The following is a 25,071-nucleotide window of genomic DNA, read 5'->3' as shown; positions in this document are numbered from 1 at the left end:
GAGTGCGACACAGGCTCAAGGACGTGGCTGAACGGGCCGGGGTGTCGGTGAAGACCGTCTCCAACGTCGTCAACGGCTACGTGCACGTTCGGCCGGACACCCGTGCCCGCGTCGAGGAGGCGATCGCCGAACTCAACTACCGGCCCAACCTCTCGGCCCGCCACCTGCGCAAGGGCCGCACCGGCGTGATCGCGCTGGCCGTTCCGGAACTGGACATCCCGTACTTCGCCGAGCTGGCCCGCTACGTGGTCAACGCCGCCGCCGCCTACGGCTGGACGGTGCTGATCGACCAGACCGGCGGTCGGCGCGAGCAGGAACGGGTGGTCGCCTCCGGCATCACCGACCACCTGATCGACGGGCTCATCTTCAGCCCGTTGGCGCTGACCGCTGAGGACCTGGCCGGCCTGGACGGCACACCCATGGTGCTGCTCGGCGAGCGGGTCGAACACGGCCCCGCCGACCGAGTGGTGATCGACAACGTGACCGCGGCCCGGGAGATCACCGCTCACCTGATCCAGCTCGGCCACCGCCGGATCGCCGCCATCGGCTCCCAGCGCACCGACGAGGGCGCCAGCGCCCGGCTGCGCCTGGCCGGCTACGCCGACGCGCTGCGCGCTGCCGGGCTCGACTACGACGAAACGCTGGTGGCGCCCGCGTCGGCCTGGCACCGTGCCGACGGTGCGGCCGCCATGCAGGGCCTGCTCACCTCCGGCGTACGCCCCGACGCCGTCTTCTGCTTCAACGACACGCTCGCCCTGGGTGCCCTACGCGCCCTGCACGAGGCGGGTCTGCGGGTGCCCGAGGACGTGGCGGTGGTCGGCTTCGACGACATCGAGGACGGCCGGTTCTCCATCCCCACCCTGAGCACCGTCGCCCCGGACAAGGAGAAGATCGCCCAACTGGCGGTCGAACTTCTCGCCAACCGCCTGGACGGCGACCGCACCGCCCCGGCGAAGGAGGTCTCCGCCCCCTACCGCCTGGAAATCCGCGAATCCACCCGGACCCCGTAAGCCGGTCGCCGGGCCGGTCAGTCGAAGAAGCGGGCCAGGTGGGACTTCGGGGCGGTGTCGGCGTCCGGTGGGAGCGGAGTCAGGTCGGCGAAGATCGAGGCGCCGTCGCAGCCGGCGTGCAGGGGATACCACCGTGGGGTGCCCGGTGGGCGGCCCTGGCAGATCCCCTTGAACGTCTGCACGTCCATCAGCCGGACGTGGGTCGGGTCGGCCACCGCGTTCACGTGCCCCCACCAGGGACTCATCACGTGCAGCACGCCACCCGGCCGCAGCACCCGGTGACACTCGTCCACCAGCGGCAGGAAGTCGATCAGGTGCTCCAGGATGTGCACCGCGAACAGGACGTCCACCGAGTTGTCCGCGAGTGGCAGCGAGCCGGACAGGTCCGCGACCGCGTTCACCCCCGGCGCCGGATAGATGTCCAGCCCCAGGTTGCTCGACCACTGCTTGGTCGGCCCGCAACCGAGGTCCACGACCACCGGCGCCCGCCCACCGATGCCGACCCGGCACCAGATGCCGTAGACGCCGGCCAGCCGGCCCACCAGGTCCCGTACCAGCCGTAACTGGCTCGGCTCGGCGACGTCTCCGCTGAGATGGGCCACCCCCCGGTCGAACCGCACCTCCACGGCGAGGCCCCGCAGCCGGTCGTCGTGTCGAGCCTGGTCCGCCCATGCCTGGGCGAGGGAATCGTCGATCGCCCGCAGCCGGTCGGCCGAGGGCGGAGTCAGTGCCAAAGCGACCATTCGGGCCACCTCCCGCCGCGCGATACCCGCAATCGCGCCCGGTATGCCCCGCTCGTCCGCGTCGTCGCCTGCCCCGGCGCGGCGGGCCATGGGCGTGTCGCGGGCCGGCGGGCAGAAGGCGATGAGCCCTATACCTGTGAGGCATAAATATGACTCACAGGTATAGCGGTCAACAGGGACACCAGCTCCAGCCCCGCGCGGGCCGGGTCAGCCCGAGAGGGTACGGCGACCGCCGCGCATCCGTTGGCGGGGTGGCGGCTCCGCGGGCTTCGGCCGCTTGAGGTGATAGCGGTGCAGCTCGTTGTTGCCGGGCAAGGACGGGTCCTCGCTCATCGCGACCAACTCCCAGCCCTGGTCACCGGCCCGGTTCAGGTGGGCCAGGGCAGTGTCGCCGTACGGCGTCACGTCGACCATCGAGCCGTCCGGGCCGTACCAGACGAAGACGACCTCCCAGCCGAGGTCGTTGGTCGCGGCCTGGCGGCGGCGGACCAGCAGGGCGTACTCCCACTTGAGCATGGCGTCATTCTCACCCCGCGCTGGCTCGCCGGCACGGATCAATCCTCGGCGATCCGCCCGCCGTCGACGCGGAGCCGCCGGTTCGTCTCGATCGCGGCCAGCATCCGCCGGTCGTGGGTGACCAGCAGCAGCGTTCCGGGGTAGCTGGCCAGCGCCGACTCAAGCTGCTCGATGGCGGGCAGATCCAGGTGGTTGGTGGGCTCGTCGAGCACCAGCAGGTTGACCCCGCGACCCTGGAGCAGGGCCAGCGCCGCCCGGGTCCGCTCGCCGGGGGAGAGGGTGGCCGCCGGTCGCGGCACGTGCGCCGAACGCAGCCCGAACTTGGCCAGCAGGGTCCGCGCGTCCGCCGGCGACATGTGGGGTACGGCAGCGTGGAACGCGTCGATCAGCGGCGCGTCGCCGAGGAACAACCCTCGGGCCTGGTCCACCTCGCCGATCACGACGCCGGGCCCGAGTGTGGCGGTGCCCGCGTCCAGCGGCAGCCGCCCCAGCAGCGCGGCCAGCAGGGTGGACTTGCCCGAGCCGTTCGCCCCGGTCACCGCCACCCGGTCCGCCCAGTCGATCTGGAGGTCGACAGGGCCGAGGGTGAACCCGCCTCGGCGTACCACAGCACCTCGCAGCGTGGCCACGACGGCGCCGGCGCGGGGGGCGGCGGCGATCTCCATCCGCAGCTCCCATTCCTTGCGCGGCTCCTCGACCACGTCGAGCCGTTCGATCAGCCGCTCGGTCTGCTTGGCCTTGGCGGCCTGCTTCTCGCTCGACTCACTGCGGAACTTGCGGCCGATCTTGTCGTTGTCGGTGGCCTTGCGGCGGGCGTTCTTCACGCCCTTCTCCATCCACCCACGCTGGGTGCGGGCACGTGCCTCCAGGCCGGCCTTGGTGTCGGCGTACTCCTCGAAGTCCGCGCGGGCGTGCCGGCGCGCCACCTCGCGCTCCTCCAGGTAGGCCGCGTAGCCACCGCCGTAGTGGTGCACCTGCTGCTGGGGCAGGTCCAACTCCAGGATCCGGGTCACCGTGCGGGTGAGGAACTCGCGGTCGTGGCTGACCAGCACCGTGCCGGCGCGCAGCCCCGTGACGAACTCCTCCAGGCGCTCCAACCCGGCCAGGTCCAGGTCGTTGGTCGGCTCGTCGAGCAGGAACACGTCGTAGCGGCTCAACAGCAGCGACGCCAGCCCCGCCCGGGCCGCCTGACCGCCGGACAACCCGGTCGTCGGGTGGTCCAGGTCCACCGCGAGCCCCAGGTCGGCGCTCACCTGCTCGGCGCGCTCGTCCAGGTCCGCGCCGCCGAGGGCGAGCCAGCGCTCCAGCGCGTCGGCGTACGCGTCGTCAGCACCCGCCGCCCCGGCGGTCAACGCCTCGGTCGCCGCGTCCAACGCCGCCTGCGCGGCGGTCACCCCGGTCCGCCGGGCCAGGAAGTCCCGTACCGTCTCGCCCGGTCGCCGTTCCGGCTCCTGCGGCAGGTGCCCGACGCTCGCGGAGGGCGGGCTGAGTCGCACGCTGCCGGCCTCGACCGGCAGCAACCCGGCGAGGGTACGCAGCAGCGTCGACTTGCCGGCCCCGTTCGGCCCGACCAGGCCGATCACGTCACCGGGGGCGACCACCAGGTCCAATCCGGCGAAAAGCGGGCGGTCGCCGTGCCCGGCTGCCAGGTCCTTGACGATCATCGTGGCGCTCATCAGGACGGCAGCCTATCCGGCCCCCCGCATACGAGCGGCCGGCAGCGGGCAGACTCAACGACGTGGTGACCACACTCGCGATCGACTGCGGCGGCGGAGGCATCAAGGCCTCCGTGCTCGACGAGGCGGGAACGATGCGGGCCCGGCCGTTGCGGGTGCCCACGCCGTACCCGTTGCCGCCTGAGCTCTTCGTCCGGACCCTGCTCGATCTGGGCGGGCGCCTGCCAACGGCGGACCGCCTGACCGTCGGCGTACCCGGAATGATCCGGCACGGGGTGGTGGTCGCCACGCCGCACTACGTGACCCGCAGCGGCCCCCGCAGTCGCGTCGACCCGGATCTGCTCGCCGAGTGGTCCGGCTGGGACGCGCGGGGCGCGCTGGCCGACGCGTTCGGGGTGCCGGCGCTGGTGCTCAACGACGCCGAGGTGCACGGCGCCGGGGTGGTCGCCGGCACCGGCTGCGAGCTGGTGCTGACCCTGGGCACCGGGCTGGGCAGCGCGCTCTTCGACGGCGGGGTGCTCGCACCGCACCTGGAGCTGTCGCACGCGCCGGTGCGGTGGGGCACCACCTACGACACGTACGTGGGTGAGCCGGAACGTCGGCGGCTCGGCGACGCCTTCTGGTCTCGCCGAATCCGGCAGGTGGTCGACGGGCTCCGCCCGGTGTTCCGCTGGGACCGGCTCTACCTGGGCGGGGGCAACTCCCGGCTGATCCGACCCGAGCAGCTGGCCCGGATGGGCGACGACGTGGTGGTGGTGCCGAACACGGCCGGGATCGTCGGCGGTGTCCGTGCGTGGGAGCTGTCCGTCGGCCGCCGGGACGCCCGCACCTGACCTTGTCGGTGCCGCAACTGACCCGATCGCGACTGCCGGGAACAGTCGCCAAACGCCCGGTGTTGTGCCAGCGTCGGAACAGGTGACGGTGCGACCCGAGGGGGTGGGCAGATGGATCTTCTGGCGGACTACCGGCGGGCGACCATGTTCTTCGAAACCGGTGACCCGAGCGGAGCGGCCCGACTGCTGGAGCCGATCATCGACGCCGAACCCGGCAACACGGCCGTACGGCAGTTGCTGGCCCGGGCGTACTTCCAGTCGGCGCAGCTCAACCGCGCCGAGGAGCACCTGCGGGAGCTGGTCGACCGGGACCCGAGCGACCACTACTCGCACCACGTGCTCGGTCGGACGCTGGAGCGGCTGAACCGGCACAACGACGCGCTGCGGCACCTGCGGATCGCCGCGGCGATGTACGCGACCAACGACGACTACCGGATCGCGCTGGAGCGGGTGGAGACCCGGGTGGGCAGCGCACGCTGAGCGTGGAACGGTGACATGGCAGGGGCGGTCCTCCGGGGCCGCCCCTTCGCCGTTCCGGGCCCGCCGCGGGCCGGCCGGTCCTCGTGAAACGGGCCCTAGGATGGCGGACATGGGACCTGACCGGCCGGGGACTGCGGCATGAAGCTCAAGCTGGACCTGCACGAGATCTTCAACAAGGGCCAGGACATCGACCGCGCGCTGCGCGGGATCATGGACGAGGCGGTGGCGAAGAAGGCCACCCTCGTCGAGATCATCCCCGGCAAAGGGTCCGGTCAGCTCAAGAAGCGCGTGCTGCGGTTCCTCGACCAGAAGGACGTCAAGCAGCTCTACCACCGCGTGGAGAAGGACTCGAAGAACTTCGGCAGGCTCTTCGTGCACTTCCGCTGGAAGTAGCGACGGCATTAGCGGCCTGTGCTTTAGATAGACCGCTCCGAAGTAAGAATCAATCTAGCTTCGGGTCCTGGTGATCATGGCTGGGATGCCTGAATGGCCGCGTCGGTCCTAGGATCGGGATGATGCAGGAGTCACCGCTGACGGTTCGGCCGGCGCGCTTGGCGGACGTTGCTTCGCTGGTGGAGTTGCGCCTCTCCAACGCTCAAGCGCACCTTGCTCTCGACGCCGCCATTTACCGCGTTCCGCAACGTGACGCGGTAGTGCGCCACTTCACCGCGATGCTGACCGACGAGGCCGGACAAGATGGCGTCCTCGTTGCTGAGGCTCGTGACGGCCAGGTCGTCGGGATGGTCGAGGTGCTGCGGCATTCCGATCCGCCCGAGCATCAGATCCTGCGTCCCGAGCCGTCGGCCCAGGTGCACACGGTTGTGCTGCCCGATGCCAGAGGACTTGGCGTCGGATCAGCGTTGCTGACGGCGGCCGAGCGGTGGGCAAGCGGCCGGGGGATCACGTATGTGTCGGCCGGCATCCACCACCGCAACGTCGATGCCGTGCGTTTCTACAGCCGGCACGGCTACACCGACGCCGGTCTTTCCCTCGGTAAGAGAGTGGATTAGCGACTGCGGTCTCGGTCATTCGAGCGAGATGATGACGGCGACGAGCAGTGACGAGGGCAGGGATCCGCGTGGCTACCAGGTTTCGGGGCACGTCAAGTGGACCGGCGCGCCGCCGCCCCGGATTTGGGTGGCTGGCCCGCAGGCTGCCGACCCGTGCGGTTGAGGCGGCGTCCCACCTCCAGGCGTTCGTGCTCTCCGGCGTGGTCACCGTGCTGGCCTTGCGGGCGTACCTGGAGGCCACCAACTATCCGCAGCTCGGCGGCGGTGGGCTGCACATCGCGCACGTGCTCTGGGGCGGCCTGCTGCTCGCGGTCGGCCTGGGGATCCCGCTGGTCTTCCTCGGCGAATGGCCGCGTACCGCTGGGGCGGTGGTCGGCGGCGTCGGGTTCGGGCTGTTCATCGACGAGGTGGGCAAGTTCGTCACCACCGGCACCGACTACTTCTACGCCCCGGCCGCCGCCATCATCTACGTCGCGTTCGCCCTGCTCGTCCTGCTCACCCAGGCGGTACGCGGACGTACCGGCCGGTCCCGGCTGACCTCGGCCGAGCGCACCGCCAACGCGCTGGACATGGTGCTCAGCGGTCTGCCCGCCGGGCTGACCGACCGGCGCCGGGCGGACGTACGGCGTCTCGTGCGGGGCGCCGGGCCGGCCACCGAGGCGGCCATGGAGCAGTTGCTGGACACGGTGCCTCGGCGGGAACCGTCCCCGGTCCGGTTCTGGCAGCGCGCGGCGGACCGATTCCGGCATCTCGCCGTCTGGGCGACCAGGCAGCGCTGGCTGGTCTGGCTGGTGGTGGCCTATCTGGTCGTGGAGCCGGTGCTGATCATGGTGGCGGTGCTGCTGGACGGTGTGACCGGAGAGCTGGACCAGGAGCGCGAGTGGGGTGCGGTGGTCGGTGTCACCGCCACTGCGCTGGTCACGGCGGTGCTCAGCCTGCGGGCGGCGTGGCTGCTGCGCCCGAACCGGCCCGAGGCGTTCCGGTTCTTCAAGCTCGCGCTGCTGGTCAACCTGCTGTTCGGGCAGGTTTTCAACTTCACTGTCAACCAGTTCGGTGCGGTTGCCGTGGTCGCGCTCGACCTGGCCCTGCTGGGGGTGGTGACCGCCGAACACCGCCGGCTGCGGCGCGCCGCCGACCGCGGTGACCATCCACCGCGCTGACGTGGGCGGACCTCGCCACTGTCGCAGAGGGCATCGGCGAAGGATGGCCGGCGAAGCTCCATAGGATGGCTCACCGACGACGGTCGTAGTGAGGGGCGTTTCCCATGGTGAACAGAAGCGACGTCGAGGCGGCGGCCGCGTTGGTGCAGGGGCGGGTGCGGGAAACCCCGGTCATCGCTGTCGACGGTGCTGACCTGGGCGTGTCCGGGCAGCTCAGCCTCAAGTTGGAGTTGCACCAGCACACCGGCTCGTTCAAGCCGCGCGGCGCGTTCAACCGGATGCTCCAGGGGCCGCTGCCGCCGACGGGGGTGATCGCCGCTTCGGGCGGAAACCATGGCCTCGCGGTCGCGTACGCGGCCCGGTCGCTGGGCGTGCCGGCGGAGGTGTTCGTGCCGGTGACCTCCTCGCCGGTGAAGGTGCAGCGGTTGGCCGGGCTGGGCGCCCAGGTGCGGCAGGTGGGCCAGCACTACGCCGAGGCGTTGGCCGCGAGCACCCAGCGGGCCGACGAGACCGGCGCGTTGGTCGTGCACGCGTACGACCAGCCGGAGGTGGTGGCCGGTCAGGGCACCGTCGGCCGCGAGCTGGAACGGCAGGTGAACGGGATCGACACCGTGCTGGTGGCGGTCGGCGGCGGCGGGTTGGTGTCCGGCATCGCCAGTTGGTTCGACGGGGCGGTACGTGTCGTCGCCGTCGAGCCCGAGCAGATCCCCACCCTGCACTCCGCGCTGAAGGCGGATGGGCCGGTCGACATCGAGGTGGGCGGTATCGCCACGGACTCGCTGGGCGCCCGCCGGATCGGTGACATCGCGTTCGACACCGCCCGCCGGACCGGCGTGGTGTCCGTGCTGGTCAGCGACGAGGATCTGGTGCGGGCGCGTCGGCTGCTCTGGTCGGAGCTGAGGGTCGCCGCCGAGTTCGGTGGCGCCACCGCGCTGGCCGCGCTGGTCGGCGGCGCGTATGTGCCGCAGGCGGGGGAGCGGGTGGCAGTGATCGTCTGCGGCGGCAACACCGACCCCAGCGACCTGGGCCCGGCCGCGCCGCACTGACGCCGAAGAGCGGCGGCCCGGCGGAGGAGGAACTCCGCCGGGCCGCTTCGGGTCAGATCGGATAGGTGCGGGCGACCGCCAGCATCTCGGAGCTGTGCGACCCGACGACGCCGACGGCCGGCGGCCGGGCGCGGAAGCCGGGCAGCGCGTCCAACCCGTCACTGGCGTCCATGACCCGGATCGGCACCGGTCCTGCGGAACGCTGGAGCGTGAGCGTGATCTCGACACCTTCCGGTGGCGGAGCATGGAAGACCAGTCCGAAGCCCCACCGGCGGCCACCCTGCTGCACGGGCACCACGCGGCCTGCCACCTCGGCCCGCAGCACCTTGGCGGTGACCGTCTCGACGTGCAGGGTGGCGACCCGGACCGCCCGCTGCGGGGTGAGTCGCAACCGCAGCGTGCGCTCGTCGCGGAAGGCGTTGTCGGCGAGCACGTCCAGCTTCGGGGCCGGCAGGTTCGCCGGCTGTGCCGGTCCGGCCCGCAGCTCACCGTCGCCGAGCCCGGGGAAGTCGTCGCCGACGTCGGCCGTCCCGTCCACGTAGCCGTCCGTCCACGACTGCGGGTCACTCTCGTGGCTGAGCCAGCGGGCCTGGCCGGTGCCGGCGTCCATCGCGTACATCAGGTGGGTGGGCGCGGGATGGTCGGCGTCGAAGCGGTCGACGCCCAGCCCGACCCCGGCGAGCACCACCGCCGCCACGGCCGTGGCGGCGGCCGGCAGCACGCCGAGCCGTCGGGCCCGCAGTGCCAGCAGGCCGCGCTGGCCGCCGGCCTGCGGGTGCAGCAGGTCGACCACCGGCAGGGCGGTCAGACCGAGCAGCACCGCGACCAGCGCGGCAACCCCGCCCATGCCCATCCCCAGCGCGGGGAAGAGCAGCACCACGGTGGGCAGCAGGATGACCACACCAACGGCCGCGGCGGCGGTCACGGCCACCACCGGCCACGGCCCGGTCTGCCGGGTACGCAGCGCGACCAGCCCACCGAGGGCGCCGGCCAGCGCCGGCACTGTGGTGAGGTACGCCCCGCCGGGCACCGCCACGGCGAGCAGCACTCCGAGCAGCGCCAGCCAGGCCAGCCCGCCGACCGCGAGTGCGGCCGGGCCGATCCGGCGGCGGGTCAGCGCGTACCAGGCGAACAGGATGGCGGCGGCGAGCGCCACGACGGCCAGGCGGTACCAGATCGGCCGGTACGGGTCGAGCAGCTCCGCGTACCCCGGTCGGATCGCGGTGATCGCCAGCCAGAGCAGTTGGGCGGCGACCGGCGCGACCACGATCGGCACCAGGGCCAGCCCGAAGCCGGCGGCGAGCCGGCCGACGCTGGCCCGGCCCTGCCGACGGGTCAGCCAGCCCAGTGCGGCGACCGCGGCCACCGCGAGCAGGGCCAGCGGCAGGGTGAGCGTGCCCGGGTAGCGGACGAGGCCGCCGGGGACCGGGAAGTAGGTCGCGTCGTGCCCGGAGCGCAGCTCGGTCAGGTCGGTCGAGCCGAACTCCCGGGCCAGGCCCAGCGCGTTGTCCCCGTGCTGCTGGAGGCTGCCCCGGTCCATGGCCTCCGGCGTGTCCAACGGTGTGTGGTAGATCGCGCCACCGTCGATGTACGCCGAGTTGAGCCCGATGAACTTCTGGTCCAGGAAAGCGGTGAAGTCGGTGTCGTTGGGCAGCGCCCGGTAGATCTCCACCGCGAACGAGGTGCCGACCGGGTGCGGTGCGGCCCGGCCGAAGATGTCCACCAGTTTCGCGTTGTTGCGGGACGTCTCGAACATGATCACCGGCCCGGTGGAGCCCCGCGCCTCCAGGTTGAGCACCACCCCGCCGTCGGCGGCCAGCGGGTGACTGGTCGCGAACGCCGCCGCGCCGCACAGACACGCCTCCTCGGCGTCGGTGAGCACGAAGACGATGTCGTTGCGCGGCCGAGGGCCGGTGGTCAGCGCGCGGGCCACCTCCAGGATGGCCGACGTGCCGGCGGCGTCGTCGTTGCCACCCGGCCCGGTCTGCACCGAGTCGTAGTGGGCGGCCAGGAAGACCCGACCGGTCGAGTCGGTGCCGGGCAGCCGGGCCACTACGTTGCGTACGCGGGCCACTGTCGCCCCGCCCGCCGCCCCGCTGAGCTGGCCGGCCTCCGGTGCCACAGTGTCCTGCACCTCGGTTTCCAGGCCCAGGCCGCGCAACTGCTGCTCAAGGTGCGCGCGGACCTGGTCGTTGGCCGGGCTGCCGGCGACGTGCGTCCGGGCGGCGATCACCTGGACGTCCTCGTACGCCCGGCTGGCGCTGAACTCACCCGCCGGCGCATCCGCCGGCTTCGGCGTCGGGGTGCGCAGGTCGAGCAGGCTGCCGGCGCCGACGGCGGCCAGCGCGACCAGAGCCGCAGCGGCGGCCAGGAGCCGCCGGCGAGGTCGCGTCAGGGCCCGGTCGGCAGGGGGTACGCCTGGAGCCGGACGGGCCGGCGTGCCCGTCGTGGCCGGGGTGGTGGGTGCGCCCACGGGAACTCCTCGGGGGGTGGTGGGGCCTGGGGTGGCACCATCCTGCCCGTCAGCGGTCACCGATGGGACGGCCGGTAGGCCCCCCATCGACCGCCCGCCCGGTTTGTCATCCGACGGGCAGTGATCCGCACCGCCCCCGCCCGCGCCGGAGCCATCGTGTTGTGTGCGACCGTTGTCTAATACAGGATCAGCAGGGCACTCGGAAGGAGCCCGACATCACCAGCGAACTCCCGCGCCTCGCGGCGGTGACCCGGCCGACCCGGGGAGCCGGTCTGACCGGTTCCCCAGTAGTGCCGTACCCGCACGGTGGTCTGGCGCGGCATGCCAACCTGCCACCTGGCGAGCGGTTGCGGGTGCTGCTGGTGGAGGACGACGAGGGCGACGCCTTCCTGGTCGGCGAGCTGCTCGCCGAGACGAACTCGATGATCGATCTGACGGTCGCCACCAGCCTCCGGGAGGCGCGACAGCGGATCGTCGACGTCGACTGCGTCCTGCTCGACCTGGGCCTACCCGACGCGCAGGGGTTGGACGGGCTGCGCCAGGTGCTGGAGATGTCCAGCGGCGCCGCGGTCTGCGTGCTGACCGGCCGCTCGGATGAGCACCTGGGCGTCGTGGCGGTCGCCGAGGGCGCACAGGACTACCTGGTCAAGGGTCAGGTCGACGGTGTGCTGCTGACCCGGGCGCTGCGCTACGCCGTTGAGCGTAAGCGCGCCGACGAGAACGCCCGACGGCTGCGCGAGGTCGAGTTGCGTCAGGCCGAGTCGGCGCGACTCGAACGCGGCCTGCTGCCCCAGCCGCTGATGACGACCGACCAGGTGGCGGTGCACACCTTCTACCGGCCCGGCCGGCACGCCGCGTTGATCGGCGGGGACTTCTTCGACGTGGTGCAGACCCGCCCGGACCGCATCGACCTGATCGTCGGTGACGTCTGCGGGCACGGGGTGGACGAGGCCGCGCTCGGCGTCGAGTTGCGGGTGGCCTGGCGGGCCCTGGTGCTCGCCGGAGTGCCGGACGACGAGGTGCTGCCCGCACTGGAGCAGGTCCTGATGAGTGAGCGCCGCCTCCAGGAGATCTTCGCGACGGTGGCCACCACCCGACTGGACCTGGATGCCAACCGGGCCACTGTCCGACTCGCCGGGCACCCGCCGCCGCTGCTGCTCTCCGGCGGCCGGGTCGCCCCGGTGCCCGCGCCCGGCGGCCGACTGCTGGGCGTACGACCCCGCCGGCCGATCGCCTACGACCTGGAGTTCGACACCGATGACTGGTCCCTGCTGATGTACACCGACGGCCTCATCGAGGGGCGGGTGGGAGCGGGCAACGAACGCCTCGACGTGCCGGGGCTGACCGGGCTGCTCGACGAGCCGGCCAACCGGTCGGTGTCGCTGCCCGAGCTGCCGGCCTGGCTGGTCGGCCGGGCCGAGCGGCTCAACGGTGGCGCGCTCGCCGACGACGTGGCCATGCTGCTGGTCAGCCGGGGTGGTGGCCGGTGAAGCCGGTGGTCGGCGGCTGGAGTCTGCGCCGCCGGGTCATCAGCCTGCTCACCGTCGTGGGCTTCCTGTTGATCGCCCTGGCCGGCGCGGAGGCGGCGATGGCCGCCCGCAACCGCACCCAGATCGACGCCGTCCTGAACGAGACCGGCCCGTTGCGGGTGCAGTCCCAGGAGCTGCTCAACGCGTTGCTCGACCAGGAGACGGCGATCCGCGGCTACGCGGTCAGCGCCGACCAGGACGACCTGATCCCCTATCGGGAAGGGCTCGCCCAGGAGAAGAGCGTCACCGCCTCGATGCGAGGGCTGCTCGACAACTATCCGCAGATCAGCCAGGAGCTGCGGACCGTCGAGGACCGCATCGCACAGTGGCGGCAGTCGGTCGCCGAGCCGGTGATCACCACCACCGAGCGCAGCGGCACCAGCGCGGGCCAGGCACTGGTCACCGAGCAGGCACGGCAGCAGTTCGACGACGTGCGCACGGCGGTCAACGACCTCCAGGAGGAGGTCCTGGCCGCCCGGGAACAGACCGCCAGGAACGTACGCACCAGCAGCAACGTGCTGGTCGTCCTGCTGATCGTCGCCGCCCTGGTGGTGGTCGTGGCCGGTGCGGTCCTGCTGCTCTCGCTGGACCGGATGGTGGTCCGGCCACTGACCGCCCTGGCCATCCAGGTCCGCGAGGTCGCCGAGGGCGACTACCAGCACCGCATCGCCACCGTCGGCCCGCCGGAGTTCATCCAGCTCGGCGAGGACGTGGACGCGATGCGTCAGAAGATCGCCGCCGACCTGGCCGAGGTGCGGGCTGCCCGCGAGCGCATCGAGTGGGTCAACAGCCAGCTCCAGAAGCAGGCCGAGGAGCTGACCCGGTCCAACCGTGACCTGGAGCAGTTCGCGTACGTGGCCTCGCACGACCTCCAGGAGCCGCTGCGCAAGGTGGCCAGCTTCTGCCAGTTGCTCCAGCGCCGCTATGCCGGGCAGCTCGACGAGCGGGCCGACCAGTACATCGCCTTCGCGGTGGACGGCGCGCAACGCATGCAGCGCCTGATCAACGACCTGCTCGCGTTCTCCCGGATCGGCCGGCTCACCACCGGTTTCGTCGAGGTCGACCTCAACAAGGTGATGGGCGACGTGGCCGGCCAGACCGAGGCCGCGCGGCAGTACGCCGACGCCGAGCTGACCTGGACGGACATGCCGGTGATCTCGGGTGAGGAACCCCTGCTCACCAACCTGCTGGCCAACCTGGTCAGCAACTCGATCAAGTTCCGGCGCGCGGACGTCGCGCCCAAGGTGCACATCTCGGCCCGGTTGGTGGGCGCCGAGTGGGAGATCACCTGTCAGGACAACGGCATCGGGATCGAGCCGGAGTTCGCCGACAAGATCTTCGTGATCTTCCAGCGGCTGCACTCGAAGGACGCGTACCCGGGCACCGGGATCGGGCTGGCCATCGTCAAGAAGATCGTCGAATACCACGGTGGCCGGGTGTGGGTGGACACCGACGTACCGGAGGGCACCGCGATCCGCTTCACCCTGCCGGCGCTCCCGGCGGACGTGCAGGCGGCTGCCGCTGTCGACTCGGCCGAGGCGCCGCCGGCCCTGGCGGCGGGCGACACGACGGCCTCGAACGAGGATCCGGCAGACTCGGCGGAGCAGTCCGGAGGGTCGGACCAGCCGGACCGGGCCGACGGGGCGCCGGAAAGCGGTAGAACGGGTGACATGAGGGAGACGGTGGGATGACCGCGCCGGCGGATGGCAAGAGCCCGATCGAGGTCCTGCTCGTGGAGGACGACCCGGGTGACGTGTTGATGACCCAGGAGGCGTTCGAGGAGCACAAGCTGCGTAATCGGCTGACCGTCGTCTCCGACGGCGCCGAGGCGCTCGCCTACCTGCGGCGGGAGGGCCAGTACGCCGACGCGGTGGCCCCCGACCTGATCCTGCTCGACCTCAACCTGCCCCGCCGCGACGGCCGGGAGGTGCTGGAAGAGATCAAGAAGGACGAGGAACTGCGCCGGATCCCGGTCGTGGTGCTCACCACCTCGCAAGCCGACGAGGACATCCTGCGCAGCTACCAGCTGCACGCCAACGCCTACGTGACCAAGCCGGTGGACTTCGAGCGCTTCATCTCGGTGGTCCGCCAGATCGACGAGTTCTTCGTCAGCGTGGTCAAGTTGCCGCCGCGTGGCTGACACCCTGCTCGACGACGTTGGCGACCTGCTCCGGGAGGCCGCCGACCAGGTCGTGCTGCCACTGTTCCGCAAGCTCGACGACGCGGACGTTTCGGAGAAGGCGCACGGTGAGGTGGTCACCGTCGCCGACCAGCGGGCCGAGGAGCTGCTGTCGGCGGGGTTGCGTCGACTGCGTCCGGGCTCGATGGTGGTCGGCGAGGAGGGCGTCGCCGACGACCCGGCGCTCCTGCGCCACCTGGGCGACGGTGGGGACGTCTGGTTGGTCGACCCGGTCGACGGCACCGCCAACTTCGCCGCTGGTCGCCGGCCGTTCGCCCTGATGGTGTCTCTGCTGACCGACGGGCGGCCGAACGCCGGCTGGATCCTCGACCCGCTCGCCGACACCCTCGCCGTGGGCTCGGCGGACGACGGCACCCTGCTCAACGGCCGACCGGTCGACACCACCGCCTCGCTGCCGCCGCTCGGCGATCTGCGGGGCGCGGCGATGACCAAGTTCCTGCCGCCGGAGATCCGGGACCGGGTCCGCGCCGGCGGTCGACACCTCGGTGAGCTGCTGCCCGGCCAGCACTGCGCCGGCCGCGAATACCTGGACATCCTCACCGGTGAGCAGCAGTTCGTCCTCTTCTGGCGCACCCTGCCGTGGGACCACGCCCCGGGCACCCTGCTGGTCCGCGCGGCCGGTGGCGTCGCCCGCAGGTTCGACGGCGCCGACTACCACCCCTCCGACGACGGCCGCGGGCTGCTCGTCGCGGCCAACGAGCAGATCTGGAACGAGGTACGCGACGCCCTACTCAGCCCCTGATCCGGGCACTGCGCGGGCTCCTGGACGCTCTGCGCGAGGCTTCTGGACGCTCTGCGCGATGGCGCTGGCACGCTCTGTCAACATCTGGGCGGCCCGGAGGTCAGGGGGATGGTCAGCAGCCCACAGTCCGGTATCGTGACCGGCGGTCTCCGCCAGCAGGCCGCCGACCGGCGCCGGCGGGGACGCCGCCGCGCAGTGGTTCACCGGGGGCCGGCGGTCGACGGAAGGACGCTTTCGTGCCCAGGACCATGCTCCGCCCGCGGCTCGGTCGCCGCACTCTGTTCGCTCTGCTCGCCGCCGTCGCGCTCGTGCTCGGCGGTGCCGCCGTGCCCGCGTACGCGGAGCCCGGCGAGGGGGGCAGCAAGAAGCTGCAGGACGCGTTGGAGCTGACCGCCAAGGGGCACATCGAGGCGAAGGCCAAACTGGACAACTCCAAGCGTCGCCAGACGGCGCTGACCGGTGAGTTGGCGGCGGTCGAGGGTCGACTGGTCGGGTTGAGCGCCCAGGTCGGCGAGGTGGCCGCCCAGTCGTACCGGGTCGGCCGGCTCACCCCGGCGACCATGCTGCTCAACACCAGCACGCCCCAGGCGTTCCTGGAACGCGTCAGCGACCTCGACATGATGGCCCAGCGCGACAGCAAGCGGCTGCGTGACCTCGTCGAGACTCGGGAGCAGGCGCAGCAGGCCAAGATCGCCATCGACGCCGAGGTCCGTGAGCAGCAGAAACAGCTCGCCGTGATGGCGAAGAAGAAGAAGGAGGCCGAGGCGGCGCTCGCCGAGGTCAGCTCGGGCAGCAGCAACGGGTTCAGCGGCGGCAGTTCCACCTCGGCGAAGCCGGCCCCGCGCAACTCGGACGGGTCCTGGCCGTCGGAGTCGTGCTCGGTGAAGGACCCGACCACCTCCGGCTGCATCACCCCGCGCACCCTGAACGCGCTCAAGCAGACCCAGGCGGCCGGCTACAAGCGGCACGTCTCCTGTAAGCGTGAGGGCGGCGGCGGCGAGCACCCGAAGGGGCGTGCCTGCGACTTCGCGGCCGCCACGAACGGCTTCGAGGATCGCAACGCGACCGGTGGCGACAAGGCGTACGGCGACAGCCTCGCCGCCTGGCACGTGCGAAACGCCGACCGTCTCGGCGTGCTCTACGTGATCTGGTACAGGCAGATCTGGCACCCCGGCACGGGGTGGCGTTCGTACAGCGGCAGCGGCAGCCCCGCCGCATCCCACACGAACCATGTTCATCTCTCGATGTACTGACCCGGAGCACCAGCTTCGCTGCGTACCATCGCGACGATGAGCACCCCACCGTCCGACGTAGCGGCCCCGCCGGCGTCCTCGGCCCCGCCCGTTGCGGTCACCGGCCGGGCGCTGCCCAACGGCCTGGCCGCCTTCCTGGTCTTCTTCTCCAGCGGCGCCGTGCTGGTGCTGGAAACCGTCGCGTTGCGCCTGGTCGGCCCCTACGTCGGGGTGACCCTCCAGGTGACCAGCTCGGTGATCGGCATCGCGTTGGCCGCGATCGCGTACGGGGCGTGGTCCGGTGGTTGGCTGGCGGACCGGCGCAACCCGCGTGGCCTGCTGGCACCGGCGCTGGTGCTGGCCGGCATCGCCACCGCCATCACCCTGCCCGTCGTCCGGTACGCCGGTGAGGTGCTGCGGGGCGGCGCGGCCAGCGCGATCCTGCTGCTGGTGGCGCTGGCCGTGTTCGTGCCGGCCGCCTTGCTGGCGGCCGTCACCCCGCTGGTCGTGAAGCTCCAGCTCGCCGACCTGCGCCGCACCGGCCAGGTGGTCGGTCGACTCTCCGGGATCGGCACGCTGGGCGGCATCACGGCGACCCTGCTCACCGGCTTCGTGCTGGTCGCCGCGCTGCGCAGCACCGTCATCCTGCTGACCCTCGCGGTCGCGCTCGGGCTGGTCGGCCTCGGCCTCGGCTGGTACCTGCGCCGGCAGGAGCCCACCGAGCTGCCCGGTCCGGCCCGGACCCGGGCCGCGCTGGCCGTGCTCGGCCTGGTCGGGGCAGGGCTGACCACCGTGGCGCCCAACCCGTGCGACATCGAGACGGCGTACCACTGCGCCCGGGTCACCGCCGACCCGGACCGGCCCACCGGACGGACGCTGCTGCTCAACTCGGCCCACCACTCGTACGTGGACCTCGCCGACCCGAAACACCTGGAGTACGCGTACACGAAGTGGATCGGCGCGGTCGCCGACGTCGCCGCGCCGGCCGGTCAGCGGCTGGACGCGCTGCACCTGGGCGGCGGCGGGTTCACCGTGCCGACCTACCTGACCGCGACCCGGCCGGGCACCGAGAACGTCGTGTTCGAGATCGACGGCGGGCTGGTCGAGCTGGGCGAGCGGGAGCTGGGCGTACGCCCGGGGCCGCAGCTGCGGACGGTGGTGGGCGACGCCCGCATGCTCGTCGTCGGCGAGCCGACGGACAGCCGCGACCTGGTGGTCGGTGACGCGTTCGGTCACCTGGTGGTGCCCTGGCACCTGGCCACCCGGGAGATGGCCGCCGAGGTCCGGCGGGTCACCCGCCCCGGCGGCGTATACGTGCAGAACGTCATCGACTACCCGCCGCTGCGGTTCATCCGTGCCGAGCTGGCCACCGTGGCGGCCGAGTTCCGGCACGTCGCGTTGATCGCGCCGCCGGAGGCGCTCGCCGAGGAGCAGGGTTCCAACTTCCTCATCGTCGGCTCCGACGCGCCGCTGCCGCTGGACGCCGTCCGCACCCGACTGAGCGAGGTGGACCCCAAGGTCAGCCTGCTGTCCGGCGCGGAGCTGACGGATTTCGTCGGTGGGGCGATGGTGTTGACCGACGACTACGCCCCGGTGGACCAACTGCTGGCGACCGCCTGAACGAGTGACAATCCTGACCGATTCCGATCCTCCGGGTGTAGGTCGGTTCCTTGTGGGCAACAACGCACACCATGGGTGGTGGGGACCGAAAGGGCGCGCAACTGCTCGATCAGCGGTACCGGCTGATCGAGCAGCTCGGCGCGGGTGGCATGTCGGTGGTCTGGCGTGGGTACGACGAGGTGCTCGGTCGCCAGGTCGCGGTGAAGGTGCTGGCCTCCCGGCTGGCCAGCGACCGGGCCTTCCGCCACCGGATCCGGATCGAGGCGCAGGCCGCCGCGCGGCTCTGCCACCCCAACATCACCAACGTGTACGACTACGGCGAGTCCGAGCAGGTCGGGCTGACCGTGCCGTACGTGGTGATGGAACTGATCGACGGCACCTCCCTGGCCAGCCGGCTGGGCCGGGAGAGCCAGCTTCCCTGGCGGGAGGCCATGACCATCGGCGCGGAGGTCAGCTCGGCGCTGGCCACAGCGCACGCCCGCGGTGTGGTGCACCGTGACGTGACACCGGGCAACGTGATGCTCACGTCGACCGGGGTCAAGGTTGTCGACTTCGGCATCTCCGCACTGGTGGGGGAGAGCGAGAAGGGGCCGGACGGCACGCTGCTGGGCACCCCCGCGTACCTCGCCCCGGAACGGCTGGACAACGGTCAGGTGTCCCCGGCCACCGACGTGTACGCCGTCGGGCTGCTGCTCTACCGGATGCTCACCGGCCGGCTGCCGTGGCAGGCCAACACCACGACCCAGATGTTGCGGGCGCACATGTACACCGACCCGGATCCGATGCCGGAGGTGCCGGGGCTGCCCGACGAGGTGACCGACCTGGTGCGGCGCTGCCTTGCCAAGCAACCCGCGGACCGGCCGGCGACCGCCGAGGTGGCCCGGACCCTCGCCGACGCGGCGGGGATGCTGGCGGCGGTGCCGGTCTCCCCGGCCGGAGGGCCGCTGGACCCGGCCGCGCTCGCCAGCGCGGGCACCACGATCCTGCCCTGGTCGGCGGAGACCGACGCGTTGCCGATCTCCCGTACCCGCCAACGGGACCAAAGGGTCCGCCAGCGGGTGAGCCGTCGTCGGCGGGTGGAGGCCGGGGTGGCCGCTGTCGGGCTGATCGCGGTCACCGGCGTGATGTGGGGGTTCACCTCGCGTACCCCGGCCAGCGGCGAGGGCCGGCCGACCACCGAGGCCCGGATGGGCCTGCCGGAGAAGGTGCCGTGCGAGGTGGCGTACGCGCTGCGCACGGACTCCGGCACCGACTTCGCCGCCGAGCTGACGTTGACCAACACCGGTGAGAGTGAGCTGCGGGACTGGGCGATGAGTTTCACCTTCCCCGGTCAGCAGACCGTCACGAAGGCGGAGCCCGCGCCGGTGCAGCAGCAGGGCAGCACCGTGCTGGTCCGGCCGGTGGCCGAGCGCACCACGCTGGCGCCCGGCGCGGCCGAGAAGCTCACCCTCACCGGCACGTACAGCGGGGCGAACCAGCTGCCGGTCGAGTTCCGGCTCGGCGACGTGGCCTGCGGCGTACGCGTCTCCGGGGTGGCCGGCAGCACGCCGTCCACCGCACCGGCGCGCACGGCGGCCACCACGACGAAGACACCACCCAAGGCCCCGCCGAAGGCGGCGACAGCTGGCGGCGGCCCGGGTTCGGGTGGCCCCAAGGCCAAGCCTGAGAAGCCCGGCAAGGGCAAAGGGCCGGGTGGTGGTCCGGGAAAAGCGGGAAAGTGACAAAGGGCAAGGGGAAGGGGCCTGGCGGTAAGAAGTGACGGTCAGCGTCGCCCCGCGAACCGTTGCACCTGGTCGATCCCACCCTCCACGACCAGCAGCCCACCCTGCGCCAGCGCTGTGTCGTCCGAGGCGTACCGGAAACGCTCACCGGGTGCCTTCGCGCCGATCACCCGGACCCCGGAACGCTCCTCGGGGCGCAGGTCGAGCAGGGTGCGCCCGACGAGCGACTCCGGCACCCGGACGGTGGCGATGGCGAAGTCGTCGTCGAACTCGATAAAGTCGAGCAGCCGGCTGACGATCAGGTGCGCCACCCGCTCGCCGGTCTCCGCCTCCGGGAAGATCACGTGGTGCGCGCCGACCGACGACAGGATCTTGGCGTGTTTCTGCGAGGTGGCACGCGCCCAGATCTGCGGCACACCCAGCTCGACCAACGCCAGCACGGTGAGGACGCTCGCCTCCACCGACGCCCCGATGGCCACCACCGCCCGGCCGAAGCTGGTGACGCCGAGCTGCCGCAGTGCACCGTCCTCCGTCGCGTCGGCCTGGACCACCCGGTCGAGCTGCGCCGAGAAGCGCTGCACCTGATCCGGGTTGCGGTCGACGGCCAGCACCTCGCGGTCCATCCGGTTGAGCGACGCGGCCAGATGGCAGCCGAAGCGACCCAACCCGATCACCACGATGCCGCCGCCGCCGCCGCCGCCGCCGCCGCCGCCGCCGTCCGATCGTCTCGCCGACACCTCGACCCTCCTCGCGCCTAGCCGACAATGGGTTGTTCCTGGGGGTAGCGGTAGAGCCTGCGCCGGGTGTTCAGGGCGATCGCCGACCCGAGGGTGAGCGGCCCGACCCGGCCGATGAACATCAGCACGGTCAGCACCAACTGGCCGCTGGCCGGCAGCTCGCTGGCCAGACCGACGGTGAGCCCGGTGGTGCTGAACGCGGAGGTGACCTCGAACAGGGCCGCGACGAACCGCACGCCCTCGGTGAGCAGCAGCAGGAGCATGGTCCCGGCCGTCACCAGCGCGACGCTGAGCAGGGCCACCGTCACGGCCTGCCGCTGACTCGCGGTGGCCACCCGGCGGTGCCCGACCGTCACGTCGGGCTCGCCGCGCAACTCGGCCCAGATGGTGAACGCGAGCAGGAAGAACGTGGACACCTTGATGCCGCCGGCCGTGCTGGCGCTGCCACCGCCGATGAACATCAGCACGATCAGCAGCGGGTAGCTCTCCTCCTGGAGGTCGGCGATGTTCAGCACGTTGAAGCCCCCGGTGCGGCTCAACGCGATCTGGGTGAACGACGCGAGCACCTTGCCCCCGACGTCGTACGAGCCGATGGTGCTGGCGTTGGTCCACTCGGCGGCGAGCAGGCCGACGAAGCCGAGCAGCAGCAGGACCACGCTGCCCCAGATGGTCAACTTGGTGGCCACCGCCCAGCCAGCCGGCTTGCGCCATTCCCGGGCGGCCTCGAACAGGGCGGGAAACCCCAGCCCGCCGACGATGGCCCCGAACGCCAGAGGCAGCGACACCCACGGATCACGGTCGAAGGCCAGCAGACCCTCGGTGTAGAGCGCGAAACCACCGTTGTTGAACGCCTGGACGGCGTGGAACACGCCCGACCACAGGGCCCGTCCGGGCGGATAGTCGTACGCCCACCAGAGGCGGCCGGCGACCACAGCCGTCATCACCGCCTCGCAGGCGAAGACGGTGATCGCGATCCGGCGCAGCAGCCGGCCCACGTCACCGATGCCGAACTCCGCCGTCTCGGCCTGCACCAGCAGCCGATTACGCAGGCCGAGCTGGCGTGAGACCACCAGGATGACCAGCGCCGCCGCCGTGAGGATGCCGAGACCACCGAGCTGGGTGAGCACGGTGATCACCACAAGGCCGGCGCCGGACCAGTAGTTGGGGGTGTCGTTGATCGCCATCCCCGTCACCGACACCGCCGACGTGGCGGTGAACAACGCGGTGACCAGGGGCGGGCGCTGATGCTCGATGGTCGACCAGCGGGTCATCAGCAGGCCGGTGCCCAGCAGGATCGGCACCAGGAACCCCAGCGGCACCAGCCGCACGGGGTTGCGGAAAAACCGGCGCACCAGACAATCTTCCTTTCCCGCCCGTCGCCCGGAGCGGGAACGCTCATTCCGGAGATTCACCTCCCGGCCAACCCTCGACCAACTGCCGGCCAATCCGGGGCGGTCTCCTGAAGCGGCTCACCCCCACGACAGGAGACGGCGTTGCGACGTACCCTTTCGACCCTCGGCCTGGCCGGCGTGCTGCTCGCCGCCGCCGCCATGGCCGTGCCCACCATTGCCGCCGCCGAGCCCTCGACCGGCGCGGACCGCACCCGGGCGAACGACCGGCCGATCGTGATCGGTCACCGAGGTGCCAGCGGCTACCGGCCGGAACACACCCTGGAGGCGTACCGGCTGGCGATCCGGATGGGCGCCGACTACATCGAGCCGGACCTGGTGTCCACCTCCGACGGCGTCCTGGTCGCCCGGCACGAGAACGAGATCTCCGGCACCACCGACGTGTCGACGCACCCGGAGTTCGCGGCCCGCAAGGCGACCAAGACCATCGACGGTGTCGCCGTGACCGGCTGGTTCACCGAGGACTTCACACTGGCCGAGCTGAAGACGCTGCGGGCCAAGGAACGGCTGCCGCAGGTCCGCGTGGCGAACACCGCGTTCGACGGCCGCTTCGAGGTGCCCACCCTCCAGGAGGTCATCGACCTGGCCCGGACCGAAGGGCGGACACGGGGCCGCACCATCGGCATCTACCCGGAGACCAAGCACCCGACCTACTTCACGTCGATCGGCCTGCCGTTGGAGGAGCCGCTGCTGCGGGTGCTGCGGCAGAACAAGCTGGATCGCAGGAACTCGCCGGTCTTCATCCAGTCGTTCGAGACGGCCAACCTGCGCAAGCTGAGCCGGATCACCGATGTGAAGCTGGTCCAACTGCTCGACGCCGCCGGCCGCCCGTACGACTTCACCGTCGCCGGTGACACCCGCGGCTACCAGGACCTCGTCACGCCGGCCGGGCTGAAGTGGATCGCCGGGTACGCCGACGGCATCGGGGCGAACAAGAACCTGCTCGTGCCCCGGGACGCCACCGGCGCCCTGCTCGCCCCCACCAACGTGGTGCGCGACGCGCACCGTGAGCGGCTGCTCGTGCACTCCTGGACGTTCCGCGCGGAGAACCAGTTCCTCCCGGTGGACTTCCGGATCGGCACCGACCCCAACGCGCGCGGCGACATCACCGCCGAGTACGAACTCTTCCTCGGCCTGGGCCTGGACGGCGTCTTCAGCGACCATCCGGACACCGCCGTCGCCGCCCTAGCCGGTCTCGCCGGGAACTGACCTCTCTGCCCGTCGGCGGGGAACCCGCCCGCCGAGCCGACCTCGGCCCGGAGCTGATCCGCTCCGAGCCGACCGCCGGGCCGATCACGCCCGGCCCACCCGCTGGCCCGCCGTCCGCCACCCGGACGGCGGGCCAGCGACACGTCCGGGGTCCGGACGCGGCAGCAACTTCACCGATGTTGCTGCCTTGCGGCGGGTTGAGACAGCAACAACAGGGATGTTGACGCGATCTTCGCCTGCTCGACGGTCATCGGCGCTGCCCGCGCGCGGTGGCCCACGACGGTCCCTGTGGTTGACCGATCGGGGCAGATGGGGCGAGGCGACACAGACCTCGGGTGGTCCGTGGAGGTTCAGGCCACCGGGAGCGCCGGCTCTCCGGTGACCGCGCGGCCCGTTGTAACCCCCGGCCACCTCATTCCTGTTACTTGTGTGTTTCCGCCACATAGCTCGTGGGTGACGTCACTTCTAGCGTGAGCCGTCACGAAGAAGTTCTCTCCCTCCGAGTCCTCATGTGGAGTCGCAATGACGGTCCGGACGACGCGGCGGGTGTTCCTCTCCGCCGCCACGATGATGGCCGCGGCGCTGGCCGCCACGGCCTGTGGTAGCCCGCAGGACACCGCCACCGGCGGCGGCGACAACGCCGCGCCGGTCAAGGTCGGCCTGGTGTACTCCCAGTCGGGTGCCCTGGCCAGCTATGGAAAGCAGTACATCGAGGGTTTCAAGGCGGGGCTGGACTTCGCCACCAAGGGCACCGGCAAGGTCGGTGACCGGAAGATCGAGTTGACCGAGGTCGACGACGCGGGCGACCCGGCCAAGGCGGTCTCCGCCGCGAAGGACCTGATCGGCAAGGGCGCGAAGATCATTGCCGGTTCCACCGCCTCGGGCGTGGCGCTCCAGGTCGCGCCGATCGCCGCGCAGAACAAGGTGCTGTTCATCTCCGGCCCGGCCGCCACCGACGCGGTGACCGGCGCGAACAAGTACACGTTCCGCTCCGGCCGGCAGTCCTACCAGGACGTGGTGACCGCCAAGTCGTTCATCGGCGACCCGGCCGGCAAGAAGGTCGTGGTCTTCGCCCAGGACGGCGCGTTCGGTGACGCCAACGAGGCAGCCGTCAAGGCCGTCATCGGCAGCGCGGGCGCCACCGTGAGCAGTGTCCGGGCGCCGGCCAGCGCCACCGAGTTCACCCCGTTCGCCAGCCAGATCAAGGCAGCGAAGCCGGACCTGCTGTTCGTGGCCTGGGCGGGCACCACCGCCCCGGCGATGTGGCAGACCCTCGACCAGCAGGGCGTGCTCTCGTCCACCACTGTCGTCACGGGCCTGGACATCCGCGCCTCGTGGCAGACCTTCGGCACCGCCGGCGCCAAGATCTCCTTCCTGTCGCACTACTTCGACGGTGCGAGCGACACCGAGGCCAGCAAGGCCCTGAAGGCGAAGGTCACCACCATCGACCTGTTCCACCCGGACGGCTTCGCCGCCGCCCAGATGGTGGTCCGCGCCGCGCAGGAGGGCGGGGACGACGTCGACAAGATGGTCACCGCCCTGGAGGGCTGGAGCTTCGACGGGGTCAAGGGCAAGATGACCATCCGGGCCGCCGACCACGCGCTGCTCCAGCCGATGTTCCAGGCCAAGCTGACCGGCAGCGGCACCGAATTCACGGCCACCGCGCAGAAGAGCCTCACCGGTGACGAGTCCGCGCCACCGGCCGTGGCGATGAAGGGCTGACCC

Annotated in this window: 22 protein-coding genes; 16 read left to right on the top strand and 6 right to left on the bottom strand. The window is 71.6% G+C overall.

The genetic code is table 11. The features are described from left to right. Window positions 1-2 precede the first annotated feature (2 nt). Window positions 3-1,010, top strand: a complete 1,008-nt coding sequence (locus tag GA0070619_RS25125) for a LacI family DNA-binding transcriptional regulator (RefSeq protein WP_088950317.1) — start codon at window positions 3-5, stop codon at window positions 1,008-1,010. A gap of 17 nt (window positions 1,011-1,027) precedes the next feature. Here GA0070619_RS25125 and GA0070619_RS25120 read toward each other — a convergent pair whose 3' ends face one another. From GA0070619_RS25120 to GA0070619_RS25110, 3 genes are all read right to left on the bottom strand, one after another. Then, the gene (locus GA0070619_RS25120; protein WP_088950316.1) at window positions 1,028-1,753 is read right to left on the bottom strand and encodes a methyltransferase domain-containing protein; all 726 of its coding nucleotides are present in this window, start codon (window positions 1,751-1,753) and stop codon (window positions 1,028-1,030) included. 207 nt (window positions 1,754-1,960) lie between these two features. Beyond that, the gene (locus tag GA0070619_RS25115; protein WP_088950315.1) at window positions 1,961-2,269 is read right to left on the bottom strand and encodes a hypothetical protein; all 309 of its coding nucleotides are present in this window, start codon (window positions 2,267-2,269) and stop codon (window positions 1,961-1,963) included. A 38-nt stretch (window positions 2,270-2,307) separates the two neighbouring features. Next, window positions 2,308-3,945, bottom strand: coding sequence for an ABC-F family ATP-binding cassette domain-containing protein (locus GA0070619_RS25110; protein ID WP_088950314.1), 1,638 nt, complete (start codon window positions 3,943-3,945; stop codon window positions 2,308-2,310). 62 nt (window positions 3,946-4,007) lie between these two features. On the opposite strand from GA0070619_RS25110, the gene GA0070619_RS25105 reads away from it, so the two are divergent. From GA0070619_RS25105 to GA0070619_RS25080, 6 genes are all read left to right on the top strand, one after another. Continuing rightward, window positions 4,008-4,778: an ROK family protein gene (locus tag GA0070619_RS25105; protein ID WP_088950313.1), complete on the top strand. Its 771-nt coding sequence runs from the start codon at window positions 4,008-4,010 to the stop codon at window positions 4,776-4,778. 111 nt (window positions 4,779-4,889) lie between these two features. Beyond that, on the top strand, window positions 4,890-5,258 hold the full coding sequence (locus GA0070619_RS25100; protein WP_088950312.1) for a tetratricopeptide repeat protein: 369 nt from the start codon (window positions 4,890-4,892) through the stop codon (window positions 5,256-5,258). A 138-nt stretch (window positions 5,259-5,396) separates the two neighbouring features. After that, window positions 5,397-5,651, top strand: a complete 255-nt coding sequence (locus GA0070619_RS25095; RefSeq protein WP_007465523.1) for a Smr/MutS family protein — start codon at window positions 5,397-5,399, stop codon at window positions 5,649-5,651. 119 nt (window positions 5,652-5,770) lie between these two features. Next, the gene (locus GA0070619_RS25090) at window positions 5,771-6,268 is read left to right on the top strand and encodes a GNAT family N-acetyltransferase (protein WP_088950311.1); all 498 of its coding nucleotides are present in this window, start codon (window positions 5,771-5,773) and stop codon (window positions 6,266-6,268) included. Window positions 6,269-6,411: 143 nt separating this feature from the next. Next, complete coding sequence (locus tag GA0070619_RS25085) at window positions 6,412-7,428, top strand: hypothetical protein (protein WP_088952035.1); 1,017 nt, start codon at window positions 6,412-6,414, stop codon at window positions 7,426-7,428. 104 nt (window positions 7,429-7,532) lie between these two features. Then, the gene (locus GA0070619_RS25080) at window positions 7,533-8,474 is read left to right on the top strand and encodes a threonine/serine dehydratase (protein ID WP_088950310.1); all 942 of its coding nucleotides are present in this window, start codon (window positions 7,533-7,535) and stop codon (window positions 8,472-8,474) included. Between the two features lie 52 nt (window positions 8,475-8,526). Here GA0070619_RS25080 and GA0070619_RS25075 read toward each other — a convergent pair whose 3' ends face one another. Beyond that, the gene (locus GA0070619_RS25075; protein ID WP_414855614.1) at window positions 8,527-10,947 is read right to left on the bottom strand and encodes a M28 family peptidase; all 2,421 of its coding nucleotides are present in this window, start codon (window positions 10,945-10,947) and stop codon (window positions 8,527-8,529) included. A gap of 290 nt (window positions 10,948-11,237) precedes the next feature. On the opposite strand from GA0070619_RS25075, the gene GA0070619_RS25070 reads away from it, so the two are divergent. From GA0070619_RS25070 to GA0070619_RS25040, 7 genes are all read left to right on the top strand, one after another. Next, entirely contained in the window at window positions 11,238-12,437 is a 1,200-nt protein-coding gene (locus GA0070619_RS25070) for a PP2C family protein-serine/threonine phosphatase (RefSeq protein WP_088950308.1), read from the top strand. Further along, a complete protein-coding gene (locus GA0070619_RS25065; RefSeq protein WP_088950307.1) occupies window positions 12,434-14,167 on the top strand; it encodes a sensor histidine kinase in 1,734 nt (577 codons plus the stop codon). The genes GA0070619_RS25070 and GA0070619_RS25065 overlap by 4 nt, the downstream gene beginning before the upstream one ends. Then, complete coding sequence (locus GA0070619_RS25060) at window positions 14,164-14,616, top strand: response regulator (protein WP_088950306.1); 453 nt, start codon at window positions 14,164-14,166, stop codon at window positions 14,614-14,616. Before GA0070619_RS25065 ends, GA0070619_RS25060 begins: the two co-directional genes overlap by 4 nt. Beyond that, on the top strand, window positions 14,609-15,418 hold the full coding sequence (locus GA0070619_RS25055; RefSeq protein ID WP_088950305.1) for an inositol monophosphatase family protein: 810 nt from the start codon (window positions 14,609-14,611) through the stop codon (window positions 15,416-15,418). Before GA0070619_RS25060 ends, GA0070619_RS25055 begins: the two co-directional genes overlap by 8 nt. 248 nt (window positions 15,419-15,666) lie before the next feature. After that, a complete protein-coding gene (locus GA0070619_RS25050) occupies window positions 15,667-16,671 on the top strand; it encodes a coiled-coil domain-containing protein (protein WP_088950304.1) in 1,005 nt (334 codons plus the stop codon). A 36-nt stretch (window positions 16,672-16,707) separates the two neighbouring features. Further along, a complete protein-coding gene (locus tag GA0070619_RS25045; RefSeq protein ID WP_088950303.1) occupies window positions 16,708-18,270 on the top strand; it encodes a fused MFS/spermidine synthase in 1,563 nt (520 codons plus the stop codon). A gap of 71 nt (window positions 18,271-18,341) precedes the next feature. Then, a complete protein-coding gene (locus tag GA0070619_RS25040; protein ID WP_088950302.1) occupies window positions 18,342-19,991 on the top strand; it encodes a serine/threonine-protein kinase in 1,650 nt (549 codons plus the stop codon). 41 nt (window positions 19,992-20,032) lie between these two features. On the opposite strand, the gene GA0070619_RS25035 is transcribed toward GA0070619_RS25040, so the two are convergent. Both GA0070619_RS25035 and GA0070619_RS25030 read right to left on the bottom strand, forming a co-directional pair. Then, window positions 20,033-20,665 (bottom strand): potassium channel family protein, encoded by a 633-nt coding sequence (locus GA0070619_RS25035; RefSeq protein WP_088952034.1) that lies wholly within the window; start codon window positions 20,663-20,665, stop codon window positions 20,033-20,035. 80 nt (window positions 20,666-20,745) lie between these two features. Next, on the bottom strand, window positions 20,746-22,080 hold the full coding sequence (locus GA0070619_RS25030) for a TrkH family potassium uptake protein (protein WP_088950301.1): 1,335 nt from the start codon (window positions 22,078-22,080) through the stop codon (window positions 20,746-20,748). Window positions 22,081-22,221: 141 nt separating this feature from the next. Here GA0070619_RS25030 and GA0070619_RS25025 point away from each other — a divergent pair, with 141 nt between their 5' ends. Beyond that, a complete protein-coding gene (locus GA0070619_RS25025; protein WP_088950300.1) occupies window positions 22,222-23,346 on the top strand; it encodes a glycerophosphodiester phosphodiesterase in 1,125 nt (374 codons plus the stop codon). Window positions 23,347-23,868: 522 nt separating this feature from the next. After that, the gene (locus GA0070619_RS25020; protein WP_088950299.1) at window positions 23,869-25,068 is read left to right on the top strand and encodes a substrate-binding domain-containing protein; all 1,200 of its coding nucleotides are present in this window, start codon (window positions 23,869-23,871) and stop codon (window positions 25,066-25,068) included. Window positions 25,069-25,071 lie beyond the last annotated feature (3 nt).

The organism is Micromonospora zamorensis, from assembly GCF_900090275.1.
GTDB classification, from domain to species: domain Bacteria; phylum Actinomycetota; class Actinomycetes; order Mycobacteriales; family Micromonosporaceae; genus Micromonospora; species Micromonospora zamorensis.
This window is presented reverse-complemented; position numbering and strand designations above follow the sequence as displayed.

Excerpts from the sequence above, each read along its gene's own strand:
- GA0070619_RS25120 (WP_088950316.1), bottom strand. The coding sequence starts at position 1,753 with ATGGTCGCTTTGGCACTGACTCCGCCCTCGGCCGACCGGCTGCGGGCG.
- GA0070619_RS25115 (WP_088950315.1), bottom strand. The coding sequence starts at position 2,269 with ATGCTCAAGTGGGAGTACGCCCTGCTGGTCCGCCGCCGCCAGGCCGCG.
- GA0070619_RS25110 (WP_088950314.1), bottom strand. The coding sequence starts at position 3,945 with ATGAGCGCCACGATGATCGTCAAGGACCTGGCAGCCGGGCACGGCGAC.
- GA0070619_RS25100 (WP_088950312.1), top strand. The coding sequence starts at position 4,890 with ATGGATCTTCTGGCGGACTACCGGCGGGCGACCATGTTCTTCGAAACC.
- GA0070619_RS25095 (WP_007465523.1), top strand. The coding sequence starts at position 5,397 with ATGAAGCTCAAGCTGGACCTGCACGAGATCTTCAACAAGGGCCAGGAC.
- GA0070619_RS25090 (WP_088950311.1), top strand. The coding sequence starts at position 5,771 with ATGATGCAGGAGTCACCGCTGACGGTTCGGCCGGCGCGCTTGGCGGAC.
- GA0070619_RS25080 (WP_088950310.1), top strand. The coding sequence starts at position 7,533 with ATGGTGAACAGAAGCGACGTCGAGGCGGCGGCCGCGTTGGTGCAGGGG.
- GA0070619_RS25060 (WP_088950306.1), top strand. The coding sequence starts at position 14,164 with ATGACCGCGCCGGCGGATGGCAAGAGCCCGATCGAGGTCCTGCTCGTG.
- GA0070619_RS25050 (WP_088950304.1), top strand. The coding sequence starts at position 15,667 with ATGCTCCGCCCGCGGCTCGGTCGCCGCACTCTGTTCGCTCTGCTCGCC.
- GA0070619_RS25045 (WP_088950303.1), top strand. The coding sequence starts at position 16,708 with ATGAGCACCCCACCGTCCGACGTAGCGGCCCCGCCGGCGTCCTCGGCC.
- GA0070619_RS25040 (WP_088950302.1), top strand. The coding sequence starts at position 18,342 with ATGGGTGGTGGGGACCGAAAGGGCGCGCAACTGCTCGATCAGCGGTAC.
- GA0070619_RS25020 (WP_088950299.1), top strand. The coding sequence starts at position 23,869 with ATGACGGTCCGGACGACGCGGCGGGTGTTCCTCTCCGCCGCCACGATG.